12 protein-coding genes are annotated in these 12,717 nt (G+C 67.7%); 1 reads left to right on the top strand and 11 read right to left on the bottom strand.

Annotated elements, in window-relative coordinates; translation table 11 throughout:
- Positions 1-274: 274 nt before the first annotated feature.
- The 8 genes from ACSQ23_RS26390 to ACSQ23_RS26355 form a co-directional block, all read right to left on the bottom strand.
- Positions 275-1,351: an ABC transporter ATP-binding protein gene (locus tag ACSQ23_RS26390; protein WP_055995109.1), complete on the bottom strand. Its 1,077-nt coding sequence runs from the start codon at positions 1,349-1,351 to the stop codon at positions 275-277.
- A 5-nt stretch (positions 1,352-1,356) separates the two neighbouring features.
- Positions 1,357-2,349 carry a hypothetical protein gene (locus tag ACSQ23_RS26385; protein WP_436092429.1) on the bottom strand — a complete coding sequence of 331 codons (993 nt, stop codon included), beginning with the start codon at positions 2,347-2,349 and terminating at the stop codon, positions 1,357-1,359.
- 11 nt (positions 2,350-2,360) lie between these two features.
- Positions 2,361-3,239: a carbohydrate ABC transporter permease gene (locus tag ACSQ23_RS26380; protein WP_436092428.1), complete on the bottom strand. Its 879-nt coding sequence runs from the start codon at positions 3,237-3,239 to the stop codon at positions 2,361-2,363.
- The gene (locus tag ACSQ23_RS26375) at positions 3,239-4,312 is read right to left on the bottom strand and encodes a carbohydrate ABC transporter permease (protein ID WP_436092427.1); all 1,074 of its coding nucleotides are present in this window, start codon (positions 4,310-4,312) and stop codon (positions 3,239-3,241) included. The genes ACSQ23_RS26380 and ACSQ23_RS26375 overlap by 1 nt, the downstream gene beginning before the upstream one ends.
- Positions 4,313-4,389: 77 nt before the next feature.
- Positions 4,390-5,646, bottom strand: coding sequence for an extracellular solute-binding protein (locus ACSQ23_RS26370; RefSeq protein ID WP_436092426.1), 1,257 nt, complete (start codon positions 5,644-5,646; stop codon positions 4,390-4,392).
- Between the two features lie 5 nt (positions 5,647-5,651).
- Entirely contained in the window at positions 5,652-6,734 is a 1,083-nt protein-coding gene (locus tag ACSQ23_RS26365) for a LacI family DNA-binding transcriptional regulator (RefSeq protein ID WP_055995124.1), read from the bottom strand.
- Positions 6,735-6,992: 258 nt separating this feature from the next.
- Positions 6,993-8,372, bottom strand: a complete 1,380-nt coding sequence (locus ACSQ23_RS26360) for a sensor histidine kinase (protein WP_436092425.1) — start codon at positions 8,370-8,372, stop codon at positions 6,993-6,995.
- Entirely contained in the window at positions 8,369-9,025 is a 657-nt protein-coding gene (locus tag ACSQ23_RS26355; RefSeq protein ID WP_055884264.1) for a response regulator, read from the bottom strand. Before ACSQ23_RS26355 ends, ACSQ23_RS26360 begins: the two co-directional genes overlap by 4 nt.
- Before the next feature lie 176 nt (positions 9,026-9,201).
- Between ACSQ23_RS26355 and ACSQ23_RS26350 the strand changes: the two genes are divergently transcribed.
- Positions 9,202-9,834 carry a Spy/CpxP family protein refolding chaperone gene (locus tag ACSQ23_RS26350; RefSeq protein ID WP_436092424.1) on the top strand — a complete coding sequence of 211 codons (633 nt, stop codon included), beginning with the start codon at positions 9,202-9,204 and terminating at the stop codon, positions 9,832-9,834.
- Between the two features lie 49 nt (positions 9,835-9,883).
- Here ACSQ23_RS26350 and nusG read toward each other — a convergent pair whose 3' ends face one another.
- The 3 genes from nusG to ACSQ23_RS26335 form a co-directional block, all read right to left on the bottom strand.
- The gene (gene nusG, locus ACSQ23_RS26345; RefSeq protein WP_436092423.1) at positions 9,884-10,438 is read right to left on the bottom strand and encodes a transcription termination/antitermination protein NusG; all 555 of its coding nucleotides are present in this window, start codon (positions 10,436-10,438) and stop codon (positions 9,884-9,886) included.
- Positions 10,439-10,803: 365 nt separating this feature from the next.
- Positions 10,804-11,709 carry a hypothetical protein gene (locus ACSQ23_RS26340; protein WP_436092422.1) on the bottom strand — a complete coding sequence of 302 codons (906 nt, stop codon included), beginning with the start codon at positions 11,707-11,709 and terminating at the stop codon, positions 10,804-10,806.
- On the bottom strand, positions 11,706-12,281 hold the full coding sequence (locus ACSQ23_RS26335; protein ID WP_436092421.1) for a helix-turn-helix domain-containing protein: 576 nt from the start codon (positions 12,279-12,281) through the stop codon (positions 11,706-11,708). The genes ACSQ23_RS26340 and ACSQ23_RS26335 overlap by 4 nt, the downstream gene beginning before the upstream one ends.
- Positions 12,282-12,717 lie beyond the last annotated feature (436 nt).

Here is a 12,717-nt window from a genome sequence, read left to right as displayed (position 1 = left end):
CGCCTAAACGCGATGTCTCCCGGCGAAAGCGGGGACCTCGCGGCGAGGGGCTTTTGCCCTCGTCCCCCATCCATCCCACCTGCGCGGGCTGTGAGTTGGGTCCCTGCTTTCGCAGGGATGACACCGAGTTAGGGGCGCTGCCGGCGGCAAGTTCGCCGATCGGCGCCGCATATGGGCGAAGGCCCGGACGCATCACCGCGGCGAGGGCCTCGCCCTCGTCTGCTAGAGGTGGCGCAATCGGCGCCGAAGCCATCCGACTGCACGTCCTGTGACCTCAGTTCACCGCCGCGCCTGAGCTCAGGAACAGGCTGGCCCGCTCCGGTTGGGGGGCGAGGCGCAGGTCTTCGCCGATGCTGACGTCCACATCGCCCGGCAGGGCGGCGATGAGTTGCTGGCCGGAGGCGAGGGTGAGGGCGGCCAGGGTTTCGTTGCCGAGCCGCTCGACCAGCTTCACTTTGCCGCCGATCTGCTGGCTACCGCTCGTGCCGAGGTGGTGGGGCCTCAGGCCGACCACGACCTCGTCGCCGCGGCTGACCGCGGCATTGGCGCGCGGCAGCACCAGGGTGCCGAGATCGGCGGAGGCGAGCTTGACGCTCGTCGCATCGACGCCTTCGACCCGGGCCTCGAGCAGGTTCATCTTGGGCGAGCCGATGAAACCGGCGACGAAGAGGTTGGCCGGGCGATGGTAGAGATCGAGCGGCGAGCCGATCTGCTGCACGACGCCGGCGTCGAGCACGACGATCTTGTCGGCCAGCGTCATGGCTTCGACCTGGTCGTGGGTGACGTAGATCATCGTGGCGCCGAGATCGGCGTGGAGCTTGGCCAGCTCCATGCGCATGTCGACGCGCAAGGCCGCATCGAGGTTACTTAGCGGCTCGTCGAACAGGAACACCCCTGGGTGCCGCACGATGGCGCGGCCGATGGCGACGCGCTGGCGCTGGCCGCCCGAGAGCTGGCTGGGGCGGCGCTCGAGCAGGTGCTCCATCTTGAGGATGCGGGCGGCCTCCGCCACCTTGGCGTCCTTTTCGGCCTTGGGGGCCTTGGCGATGGTGAGGCCGAAGGCGAGGTTTTCGCGCACCGTCATATGCGGGAAGATGGCATAGCTCTGGAACACCATGGCGATCGAGCGATCCTTGGGCGGCAGGTCGTTGACCACCCGCTCGCCGATGGTGAGCGTGCCCCCCGAGATATCCTCGAGGCCGGCGATCATCCGCAGCAGGGTGGATTTACCGCAGCCCGAGGGCCCGACGAACACGCAGAACTCGCCATCGGCGATGTCGATATCGACGCCCTTGATGACCTCGGTCGAGCCGTAGACCTTCCTGATACCGTCAAGCGATACGCGTGCCATCTCTGCTACTCCGCTGCAGCTCTGATCGGGGTGACCGCAAGCAGCCCATCGGGGCCGACGGTGACCGGATCGGGGTCGGTGACGTAGCCGCCGAACTGCGCCTTGCCATTGTCGGCAAAGCCGAGGATGCGCAGCCCGTCAGCGGTCTCGACGATGCGGGCGGCATAGCGGCGGCAGGGCTCGGCGCCATCGAGGAAGGGGCCGGGGGCCACCTGCCAGGGGCCGCGCGGATCGTCGGCGATGAGGTAATGCGTGCCGGTGACCGGGCTTTGCGGGTTGAAACGCTTATAGGCCTCGGACCAATGCGCGCCCGAGGTGCAGAACAGGCAATACCACTTGCCCCCATGTTCGAAGACCTGCGGTACTTCGAGCTGGCCGAAGCCGCCTGAGAACACCGGCGGCTGCAGCGTCCAGGTCACGAGGTCGGGCGAGGTGGCAAAGCCGATGGCGCCGCCGGCATTGGGTTCGGCCACACCGGGGACGCGGGCGGTGAAATACATCAGCCAGCCCTTGCCGCCGGGATCGCGCATCACCCAGGGGTCGCGCATGGCGCGATCGTGCCAGTGGCCGACGGCGTGCGCGGCCTCGTAATGGGGGGCAGCCGGGCCTTCGAGATCGAGGCAGAAGCCGGTGCCGACGCGCTGCCAATTATGGAGGTCGGTCGAGGTGGCGTGGCCGATGCGCTGGTAGAGCGCCGCTTCGCTGCGGCGCGTGCCGGTATAGAACAGGTGCCAGAGCTGATCATCGCCACGGACCACCGAGCCGGTCCAGGTGGTGTAATCGTCCCAGGCGGGGCCGGCGCTGGGAGCAAATGTGGTGCCCAGATGCTGCCAATCGACCAGGTTGTCGGAAACGGCATGGCCCTGGGTGACGTTGAGGTGCCTGAGGTCGGGGTCGCCGAGGCGCTTGTCGGCCTGGAGGAAGAAGCCGTGCCAGCGCTGGCCGTCATTGACGTACCAGCTGTCCCAGATCCAGTTTTTTTCGAGGGCAATGACCATGAGGAACTCCGTCAGCCTTTGACGCCGGTCGAGGCGATCGAGGCGATGAATGCGCGTTGCAGGAACAGGTAGAAGGCGAGCACCGGCACGGTGATCAGCGACAGGTAGGCCATGATCTCGCCCCAGGCCCGGTTGAGCTGGAAGAAGTATTGGAGGCCCACCATCACTGGCCGGTAGCCTTCCTGCTGCACCACCATCAGCGGCCACAGGTACTGGTTGTACATGACGAGGAATTTGAGGATCGCGGCAGTCGCCAGCACCGGGCCGGCAAGCGGCATCACCACCTTGCGGTAGACTTGGCCCCAGCTGGCGCCCTCGACGCGGGCGGCTTCGATCAGCTCGCCCGGCAGGTCCTTAAAGTACTGCACGAACAGGAAAATCGTCAGCCCATCGGCAATGAACGGGACGATCTGTACCTGGTAGGAGTTGAGCCAGCCGAAGGTCAGGCCCTCGAGGCCGATCCAGGGGAGCTTGGAGGCGATCAGCAGCAGCGGGATGGCGATGGTTTCGAACGGCACGATGAGCGTCGCAAGGATCGCCGTCAGCACCAGCTCGCGGCCGCGCCAATCGACAAAGACGAAGGCGAAGGCGGCGGCCGAGCAGATCAGCAGCGACAGCAGCACCGTAACGCCGGTGACCAGCACCGAGTTGAAGATGAACAGCCCGACCGGCGCCCGCTTGAACGCATCGGCATAGTTATCGAGCGAGATGTCGCCCACCGGCAGGAAGGCGGCAAAGCTGCCGGTATCGTTGAGCAGCTGCTGGTCGGGCTTGAAGCTCGACATCACCATGAAGATCAGCGGGAAGATGAAGATCACCGCGATCAGGATCAGCACGGCATAGCGCACCGCGAGGCGGAGGCCACGGTTATCGGAGGCGATGGTCGCCATCACTGCTTCTCCCGGGTGAGGTAGCGCTGGATCAGCGAGATCGAGAACACGATGACGAACAGGATCACCGAGATGGTCGAGCCGCCCGAGATATCCTGCTTGCCATAGCCGCGCTCGACCGCCTGGAAGACGATGGTCTGGGTAGAGTCGAGCGGCCCGCCGCCGGTCATCACGTCGATCTGGCTGAACAGCGCGAAAGCCTGCATGGTGATGACGATGAGGATCAGCACGGCGGTGTTTCGGAGCCCCGGCCAGGTGACGTAGCGGAACACCTGCCACTTGCTGGAGCCCTCGATGGCCGCGGCCTCGTAGAGCGAGGGGCTGATGGTCTGCAGCCCCGAGAGCCAGATCACCATGTGAAAGCCCACGGCCTGCCAGATCGACATGGCGATGATGGCGCCGAGCGCCGTCGAGGGGTTGCCGAGCCAATCGATCTTGGGGAAGGCGCCGAAACTGAGCGCCGCCAGCAGGTTGTTCAACAGCCCGCTGCTGCCGTCATAGATGAAGCGCCAGAGCAGCGAGACGACGACGATCGAAACCACCACCGGCATGAAATAGATGGCGCGGAACAGGTTGATGCCCCTGAGCCGCTGGTTGATCAGCAGCGCCAGAACCAGCGCCAGCCCGGCCTGCACCGGGGCGACGACGAGGACGAAAATGAAGGTGTTGACGATCGCCTTCATGAACACGACGTCGCGGGCCAGCACATAGGTGGGGTGCTCGCCCAACTGGAAGCTGAACCACTCGCGCATGCCGGCAAATTGCGGCAGATCGGGATTGTTGCGGGTGACGCTGCGCAGCGTCGGGTATTTCGGCGCCCCGTCCGCATCGCGCAGCACGGCGCCACTGGCGTCGCGCTCGGGCTCGAGCGTCAGCATGCCGATGCCGAGCAGCTGCTCGTAATTGGCGAGGCCGACGAACTCGGTGGGGTTGGGCGAGATCAGCCGCTGGTTGGTGAAGCTCAGCCCGATGGCGAAGATGAACGGCAGCACCACGAAGACCGCGATGAGCAAGGCCGCCGGCCCGGCCATCAGCCAGCCGATCCGATTGGAGCGCGTGAACTTGGAAGCCATGTCGATCTCGCGAGGGCAGGGGACAAGATCCCGGCCGAAGCCGGGATCCCCTCCTGAGGGCCAGAGGGAGTTAGACCCTAGAAGCCGTAATTGCCGTTCTTTTCGATATCGGCGTCGATCTCGTCGACCGCCGCATCGAGGGTGTCGGCGACGCTGGCGCCATTGGCGATATCGGCGAGGGCCTTTTCGAACACCTTGGCCTCGACCACGTAGCCGGGGGTGACCGGCCGGAGCAGCGCCTGCTTGGCCGACAGATCGAAGAACACCGCCAGCTTGCCGCCCGGCTTGTAGTTCTCGGTCAGCGCCGCCGCCGAAGCGGTGGCCGGGATCAGCCCGATGCCGTCCGAGAAGGCCGCGAGGTACTTATCCTGCAGCGCGAACTCGATGAACTTCGCCGCCCCATCGGGGTGCGCCGATTTGGCCGAGACGCCGAACTGCCACGACGCGGCGCCGATCTTGGGACCATTGCCGAAATCGGGCGCCGGCAGGAACAGCACGTCGTCATAGGCGGCGAGGGTGCCGATGGCCGCCCAGTTGCCGTTCCACGAGAAGGCGTATTTGCCGCTGTTGAAGCCGGCATCGCGATCGGCCGGATCCTGCGTCGCCTGGGCATAGCCGGCGGTGAACAGGCCCTGCCACCACTCGCCAAAGGCCAGGGCGGCATCGCCGTTCAGCTTGCCTTCGGCAGTTTTGTAGGTCGAGCGATCGACGATATCGCCGCCAAAGCTCTGCAGCAGTGGCGAATAGGCATAGGGATACCACTCGCCCGTCCAGGCCGTGCCGAGGTCGAGCGCGTATTCGAAGGTGCCCGAGGCCTTGGCCTTATCGAGCGCAGCCATGAACTCGTCCTTGGTCCAGGGCTGCTCGAGCGTCGGGGTGCGAAGGCCGAGCGCATCGAGCGTCGACTGGCGGGTGACGAGCGACACCGCGGCGTCCCACAGCCCGATCGAATAGAGCTGGCCGTTCCACACGCCCTTGGTGCCGGGCAGGAAACTGGCGATCTTCGTCTCATCGATCTTGAGCGGCTGCATGTAGCCGGCCCAGGCCCAGTTCGGCATCACCGGGCCATCGACATCGAGGATGTCGGGCAGGTTGCCGGCGAGCGCCCCGGCAACGACGCTGTCATTATAGGCGGCCTGCGGGAAGCTCTGCAGCTCGACCTTCCAGTCGGCCTGGCTGGTGTTGAAATCGGAGATGATCTGGTTGACCAGCTTCTGTTCAACCTCGTTGCCGGCGCCATGGTACCACATGGTGAGCGTGGTCTGGGCCAAGGCGCCACCGGATGAAAGCGCGGTGCTGAGCAGCACGCCCGTAATGAATGCAAGTTTGCTCACTGTCGTTAGTCCTCCCTGACGAGTTTTAGCTGTGAGACGTTGGGTGGGCGCCGCTCGGTGACCGATTGGCGCCAGTAGACCGGCCCGCCGATCACGTCGGGGCCGGTATCATTCCGGCTCTCGCCGGAAATCAGATCGAGCAACCGCTGCGCGGCGCGGACGCCCATCGCGGTATAGGGCAGCTCCACGGTGGTGAGCGGCGGATAGAGCGTTTCGGCGATGACGCGGTAATTGTCGTAGCCGGCCACCGAGATATCGTCGGGGACCGCAAGCCCGCGCGAGCGCAGGATCCCGTAGACCTTGAGCGCCTGCCGGTCGTTACCGCAGCAGAACACGGTGGGCGGCTGGTCGAGGTTCAGCATCCGGTCGATGGCGGTCCACAGCACCTGCGTCTCGGTTTCCGGGCTGCCGATCTCGCCGCATTGCAGCAGCGCCGGATCGTAGGCGATGCCGGCCTCGCCGAGCGCATCGCGATAGCCGCCGCGGCGGAGGCCGGTGGCGACGATATCCTCGCGCAGCGTCAGGTAGGCGATGCGCTGGTGTCCGGCGGCGATCAGCCGCGACACCAGGTCGTGCTGGCCGCGCCGGTCATCGGGGATCACTGCAGGGGTACCGGCATCGTCGTAGCAGTTGGTCAGCACCACCGGCGTATCGTCGGGCACCGGCGGCAGCCGGACATTCTGGTGGTAGGGCGCCACATAGATCAGGCCCTCGACCCGGTGCTCGAGGAAGGTCTTGATCAGCTCGGGCACGCGTTCCGAGCGGTTGCCCGAGTCGGCGATCATCAGCGTCTTGCCGGTGAGCCCGATGGTCTGCTGGATGCCGCGCACCAGCAGCAGCTCGGGCAGGCCGGCCGGCTGCGCCGGCTCGATCTGGTCGGAGATGGCGCCGGTGATCAGCCCGATCAACCCGGATTTGTTGGAGCGCATCATCCGCGCGGCGCTCGAAGGGACATAGCCGAGCGCGGCGATCGCGGCAGTGACCGCGGCGCGGGTTTTCTTCCCCACCGGGGCATCGCCATTCAGCACCCGGCTCACCGTCTTGGGCGAAACCTTGGCGGCTTTCGCCACGTCATAAATCGTCGCCATCGTGTCCTCCTCAGGTCATGTCCGGTTTGTGACACCGATGTCATGACACCGATGTCATCTACTGGCGGATGGGGCGGGAGTCAATGGTGATCGCAGGCTTGCCCGGGTTCTCGCCTCCCCACCGGCTGTCATCCCAGCGAAAGCTGGGACCCATCCATCCGCTTGCGCTGTGGCGAGTTGGGTCCCAGCTTTCGCTGGGATGACATCGAGTTTGGGGCAATTGCGGTGGGTCGGTTGCCAGTACTTGCAGTCTGTTTCCTAGCCGCCCAGCCGCAGCCTCGCCTCGAACCCATCCGCCCACCCCTCGACTGGTGAGCGCAGCAGCAGCTCGCCGCCGGTCTGCTGCATGATGGTGGCGACCACGGCGAGGCCGAGGCCGGTGCCGCTGGCGCGGGTGGGGCCGCGGGCGAAGCGGTCGGTGAGGCGGGCCATCAGTTCGGGGGCGACGACCGGGCCGTGGTTGCGCACCACCAGCAGCGACCCGGGGCCGGCGGTAACGAACACCGGGCCACTCGGCGCGCCATGCAGCAGGCCATTGTGGATCAGGTTGCGGATGGCGATGGCGAAGGCATCGGGGTTGATCCGCTGGGTGAGCTCAGCCGCCGGGTGGCGCTCGAAGCGCACCCGCCCGCTGGTGCTCGATTGCGCCTCGAAATCGCGCAGCACCAGGTTGAGCACCGGCGCGAGGTCGACAAGATCAGCGGAACGCGCGAAGCCGGCCTCGAGCCGGGAGAGCTGCAGCAGCTTTTCGCTGAGATCGGCGAGGCCGCGCAGCGATTGCTCGATCTCTTTCAGCCGCGGCGAGGCCTGGTCGCCGAGTTCGCGGGCCAGACGCTGGGTCTGCGCCAGCGCCCCGGCGATCGGCGTCCTCAGCTCATGCGCGCTGCTCGCGGCGAAGGTGCGCTCGGCCTCCATGGCGGCGCGTAAGCGCTCGAGCAGGCCCTCGATCTCGCGGGCGATCGGCGCGAGTTCGGCCGGCTGGTCGTCATCGTTGAGCGGGGTGAGGTTGGTGCCGCTGCGCAACGCCACGTCGCGGCTCAGGCGCTTCACCGGTTGCAGCGCCAGCCGCACCGCCTGCCAGATGCCGAGCCCGACCAGCGGCAGCAGAGCCGCCAGCGGCCAGAGCAACCCGGCGACGGCGCCCCACAGCGCATCGCTGCGCGCAGTTGAGGTTTCGAGCACCAAAATGCCCATGCCGTTGCGCCGGTCGGTGGATTTGAAGGCGCGGTGGCCATCGATGAAGGTGAGGCCATCGCTGGCCGGCAGCGCCGGCAGCACCTCGGGCGCATCCTCGGCGCGGAGCCGGATCACCCCGTTCTGGTCGAACACCAGGTAGGTGAAGGCTTCGAGCTCGGGCGCCATTTCGTCGGGCCGGGGCAGGGGCCGGCCCTTGGGCCCGCGATTATCGTCGTCGCGCCCGAGCCGCGGCACCGGGGCGCGGCCATGCACATCGTCGCCGACATCGCGGTTGGCCAGCGGCAACAGGCGATAGGCGCTCTGGCGCAGCGTTTCGTCGAACGCCTGCTCGAGTTCGCTGCGCAGCACCAAAGTCGAGATCGCGGCGCCGCCGAGCCAGAACACCAGCATGCCGGCGCTGAGCCATACTGCGAGCTGCAGCGCGATGGAGCGGCGCTTCATGGCTCGACCCGGTAGCCGAGGCCGCGCACCGTGGTGATGACGGCCTGGCCGAGTTTCTTGCGTAACCGGCTGACATAGACCTCGACGGCATTGCCTTCGATTTCGGCGCCGAACGGATAGAGCGAATCCTCGATTTCGGCCTTGGTGACGATGCCGCCGCGCCGGCTCAGCAGCCGCTCCAGCACCGCCCATTCGCGCGCCGTGACGCCGATCGGCTTGCCGTTGAGGGTTATGCTGCGGGTCGCGAGGTTGACGCTCGCTTCCCCGACGCGCAGCTCGGGCGTGGCGATGCCGGCATAGCGGCGGGCGACGGCCGAAACGCGGGCGCTCATTTCGTCGAGATCGAAGGGTTTGACCAGGTAATCGTCGGCCCCGGCATTCAGCCCCTCGATGCGGATGGCCACCTGGTCCTGCGCCGTGGCGATGATCACCGGCACCGGATTGCCCGACTTGCGCAGGTGCTTGAGGAGATCGAGCCCGCGCCCATCGGGCAGGTTCAGATCGAGCAGGATCAGCCCGTATTCCACGGTATCGAGCGCGGCGCGCGCGTCGTCGAGCCGCTGCATCCAATCGACGCCATGGCCATCGGCACGCACCTGATCGCGCATCGCCTCGCCGAGCACATAGTCATCCTCAATCAGCAGAATGCGCACGCCACGGGCCCCTTTGGCCGGCTGTGTAACCCGCCAAGCTGTCGCCAGCCTTACGAAAAATCTGCGCCCCCGCAAGGTCGCCGACAGCTTGGGCTGGTTGGTTGCAGCCAGATCGCAGCGACCCCGCCGCGACCCCGCGCCGGCGCCGCAGCCGGCCAGCAAGAGGATAGACGATCATGAACAACCGCATGCTTGTTACCACCGCCCTCGCCGCCATCATGGGCCTCACCGCCCTCGCACCCGGCGCCTATGCCCAGTCGGCCCCGGCAGCGCCGGATGCGCCGGCCGTGACGCAGCCCGACGCCAAGGGCCCCGGCCCCCAGGGCGAACATCGTGGTGAGCGTGGCCAGCGCGGCGGCATTGCCGGGCTGATCTGCAGCACCGATGGCGCGACGCAGCTCGAAACGAGGCTCGCCGATATCGCCACCAAGCTCGCCCTCACCGCCGAGCAGCAGCCGCTGTTCGAGGCCTACCGCACCGCGACACTGACGGCCCAGACCAGCTTCGCCGAAAGCTGCGCCACGCTGCAGCCGGCCACCGCTCCGACCACTCCGCCGGATGCCCTCACCGTGCTGAAGGACCGCCAGGCCCGCCAAACCGCCGAGCTCGACGCACTGAACGCCGTGCTGCCGAGCTTCGAGGCGCTCTACAACAGCCTCACCGATGCGCAGAAGGCGGCGCTGATGCCGCTGGTCGGCCCGCATCACGGCGGCGAGCATGGCCCGCGCGGCGATCGGGCCGGTCGTGGCGACGATCACCGCGGCGGCGAGCACGACGGTGGCCGTGGGCGCGATGGGCGGGCTGGCTAAGCACCCAAAGGTGCAGTCGGCGGAAAGATTTCGCCGACTGCACGTTCCGTTATGCCGCCAGCTCCACCTGACCAACCCGCAGCTCCACCGGCGTCGGCCGCCCAAACAAATCCAGCAGCACCTTCAGTCGATCGAGCGAATCCACCGCTTCCACCGTGCCGGCAAAGCTGGTGAACGGCCCCGCCGCGACCCGTACCGGCTTGCCGGTCAGCCGCTTCTGCATCGCCTTCAGCGTCTGCTTCGTCGTCTCGCCACGCAGCCGCCGGGCCGCATCGGTATCATCGAACAGCTGGCGGGTTTCCGCGTCGCGCAAGGCCAGCACGTCCGCTGTCGGCACCGGCATCGGCGGGTGCGGGCGGCCCGGCAGCAGCTCGAGCACCTGGGGGCAGGCGAGCACTTTCGACGTGTCCTCGAGCTGCTCCATCCGGACGAACAGATAGCGCGGGAAGTGGCAGAGCGTCGTGACTTTGCGCACCCGCAGCCGCCGGTTGAAGCGTTCGATGCGATATTGCGGCAGGTAGGCCTCGAAGCCCGCCCGCTCGAGCTGGCGCAGCGCCTCGCGCTCGCCCTTGGCCCGTGTCCTCAGCGCGTACCACTCTGCCATGTTCGGTCTCCTTCAGCTGTCGGTCGAGGGCGCGCAACGCCGCCCGGATCTCTGCCATCGCGGCACTGGCGCCGAGGCCGCGATCCGAATATTCGGCCGCCACCTCGCGGATGCGTTCGATGAAGTTTTTGCGGCCGCCGCCGCGGTGTTCGGCGCCGGTTTGCGACCAGGTCATGGCGCGCCTCCTGTCTGTGGGGCGCGACACCCAGCGGGCCCGCACCAGCAGCGGATGCGGCCGAATTCGCCGGTGCGGATGGCTTCGCGGAGGCTGCCTTTGCCATGCGGCGCGTGAAGCGCTCCGCAGCCGTCGCAGCGGCGCTCGAAGACGTGGGAGCCACGGGCGGTTTCGATGGGGCGGATCGGCATCAGTGCACCGCCTCGGCGACCAGCGCCCGGGCCGCCGCGACCACCTCGGGCTCGAACGACCAGGGGCTCGCCGGCGCCGGCTTGCCGCGCACCGTTTCGCAGGCGGCCCACAGGGTGGCATCGAGGATGCGATCGAGCCGCACCATGGTCACCGCCGGTCGATCCGGATCGACCTGCAGCCCCAGCCCCGCCGCCTCGCGCCAGGCGCCATCGCCGAGCCATTTGGCGAGGTGCGGGGCATAGCGCCGGCCCGCCTCCTTGCTGCGCCCGCGCGCCGCACAATCCTCGGCAAACCAGTTCCGGTAGCGCCGCGCCGCCGCCAGCACCGGCTGGCGCTCGGCGGAACCGAGGGCCGCGAACGCCGCTTCGGCCTTCGCCCTCGAACTGGTCGGGTTGCGCGGGAACACCGACCAGAGCGTCGCGAAGATTTCGCGCGTTTCGGCTTCAGGCACTGGCGGGGGTGGGTTGGAGTCCTCCTTCTCTCCTCCTTCCTCCTCCATCTGCGCGAAGAGTTCGGCAGTGGTGGCGGCGGGGTGGGGAATTGCTTCCGCATTGACCGGGCTGAGCCCGACATAGGCTTCCCATTCGGGCCGCAGCAGGCCCGAGGAGTTCGGCTTTTTCGGCCGCTGGAAGGCGCGGAAATTGCGGATCAGCCCGATCGGCCGGCCGCCCACCGCCTCGCGACGCACGAACCCGCCGGCGATCAGCTCGTCGAACAGGCCGGCCATCTCGACGGCATCGACCGGGAAGATCCGTGCCCTCAGGGTCAGCGGCTTCCACTCGAACACGCCATCGTCGAACGCCTCGGTCCAGAGGCCGATGAGCAGCAGCCGGGCCGGGGCCGAGAGCGCCATGAAGGCCTCGTCGGTCCACAGCCCCGGGTGGATGGAGCGGATGCGGCTCATCGCGCACCCGCCTGCTGCGCCGGGTGCGCCGACGCGGCGGCATCGCCAGCCCTGGCCTCGAGCTCGGCCGCATAGCGGCGGATGTTGTAGAGCACGGTGGTGTGGTCGCGGCCGCCCAGGTGCCGGGCGATCTCGGGCAGGCTGATCTGCCGGCCATTGACCAGCACTTCGTGGCGGATGCGCCAGCTCGCCTCGCGCCGCGCCGCGGTGACCGGCGCCCGCCGCGACGAACCTGACAGTTCGAGCCGGCTGATCCGGTGTTTTGTCACCACCTCGTCGATGATCTCGCGCGCCGTCAGCGGACGGACAACGACGGGGCCAAACTCCATGGTCTCGTAAGGCGCCGGCTCGCGATAATCCGGCCAGGCCTCCGCCGCCGGCAGCAGCGGCTGCGGCCGCGGGCGCGGCGTGTGGAACGGCCGCACCACGAGGTTCGAGGCGGGCAGGGGGTGCTGGGCGGCGCGGCGGATGCGCGCCTCGCGGGCCCGCCGCTCCTCGGCGAGGCGCTGCTGGCTGGGGCTGGCATCGGCCGCCCGCACCGGGGCAAGGCGAAGCTGGCGATAGAGCATCATGAGCTCGGCTCCATGGGCAAAGGGGTGGCGTTCACCGGCGCGGGGTGCGCCGGCGGTGGGGTGGTGGCGTTGCCCGTGGGTTCCCGCGGGCAGTAGTTTGAAGCTCAGTGCCGGCGCTTCAGCGACGGCAGCAAAAGTGGCGGGTGGGGCGGATTGCCGGGTTCATGCCGGCGTTGCCGCCCGCCCGAGCTCCGGTTTGACTCCTCGACGCGATAGCTCGTCGTCGTTGAGCATCCGCCCCTGCGACTGCGCCCGCCCGCCGGCAGGCTTGGGAGTTCGGCGCGAGGTCTTCCTCGTCGCCTCGGCGCGAGGTCTTCCTCGTCGCCTCTCGGGCTTGAACTGGCCGCAGCGCGGCGACTCGAAACCGAAGATGTCGTTGCTGCTGCTCATGGGGAGATACACTGAGCATTAATGCACAGTATGTCAAGCATGAATG

The sequence above is a fragment of the Devosia sp. LjRoot16 genome, assembly GCF_964252795.1.
Lineage (GTDB): Bacteria > Pseudomonadota > Alphaproteobacteria > Rhizobiales > Devosiaceae > Devosia_A.
This window is presented reverse-complemented; position numbering and strand designations above follow the sequence as displayed.